This window comes from Fictibacillus sp. WQ 8-8, assembly GCF_024494405.1.
GTDB classification, from domain to species: Bacteria; Bacillota; Bacilli; order Bacillales; family Fictibacillaceae; genus Fictibacillus_C; species Fictibacillus_C marinisediminis.
In genome coordinates this window covers 1-1,153 of record NZ_JAMXKG010000048.1, presented here as the reverse complement: position 1 = coordinate 1,153, position 1,153 = coordinate 1, and the positions used below count along the sequence as shown (strand labels likewise).

Genomic DNA, 1,153 nt, shown 5'->3' with positions numbered 1-1,153 from the left:
AAGACCACAATTTCAAACAGAAGCGTCTTCTGAATTAACTCCTGTTAAACGGGATGTAAGAAGTGCTCAACAGGACAAGTCTCAGGAGAACCAAGATAAACAATAATAGTCAAAAAAGCATACATTCCAAAGAATGTACGCTTTTTTATATTATACCAATTATTCCGCTGGTGGATTTTCGACGGCAATTTGATATGCGTTCAAGATGGCATTGCTCTCTGCCGGGTTCGTAATTCCCACCGAAACCTATTACGATACATATCAATTTATTACCCATTTCTTCAACTATCCTGCCCCTTTAGTTCCATAAGAAAAAGCCGCCTTTAAGACAGCTCCGATCTTTAGCTAACGCACCCTTTAGAAGAAAGCCTTCTCTGCTACAATGCTTTTGCTGTCACCAAATGGTGATAATTGATTACTTTTAAACCTTTAATTGTAGCATTTTTATAAAAAATTTCTTCTACATCTTATAAACATTCTCGCCATGCTACCTCTTTTAATGCTTGATTTAAAAAGAATTGGATTATATTGGATCAATTGTTCATACTAAATTAAAATACTTGTTACAGAAGGAGATTACATGACACATCAAAAAAATAATCGAACTAAACCAGTCCAACATAGTAATCAAAATAAAGAAGATGATACATACAGCATATTTAAACAAGAAATGGAAATGGATACAGATATTAATGAAGACCCTAATCGGGAAAGATTATTAGATGAATCAATCGATTCGTTTCTAGAATCGAAAGAAGGACAGGAATTTTGAAACTAATTATTGGAGGTGGATTAATAATGCCAAGTAAAAACAAAGAAATTGAAAATACATTTAAATATAGTATATGGAATACACGAACAGATGCAGACCAATCTGGTAACAAAGAAAAATATACAAAGTCAATTGACAGATCTAACATAGAATCAAAAACAGCAGACAATCAAGAATAATAATTAGAAAGCAACCACAACAGGTTGCTTTCTTTTATTAGATTCCTGTGTGCTTAACAGTTGAAATATTTTTTCAAGTAAAACACCCGAAAATATAGAAATGAAGCAGTGCTTTAGTTGATCCTCTGTACTGTAATAACCAATTTACAAAAGTAGCCTATCTAAGCCTATGGCACTAATAATCAACCGTTGTTTTTTACTT

Annotated in this window: 2 protein-coding genes; both read left to right on the top strand. The window is 32.7% G+C overall.

Annotation, left to right across the window (positions count from 1 at the left end; all coding sequences use genetic code 11):
* The first annotated feature begins 580 nt into the window (after positions 1–580).
* Positions 581–772: a hypothetical protein gene (locus M1K46_RS25555; protein ID WP_256228235.1), complete on the top strand. Its 192-nt coding sequence runs from the start codon at positions 581–583 to the stop codon at positions 770–772.
* Between the two features lie 26 nt (positions 773–798).
* Positions 799–951, top strand: coding sequence for a hypothetical protein (locus M1K46_RS25550; protein ID WP_175501979.1), 153 nt, complete (start codon positions 799–801; stop codon positions 949–951).
* The last annotated feature ends 202 nt before the right edge of the window (positions 952–1,153 follow it).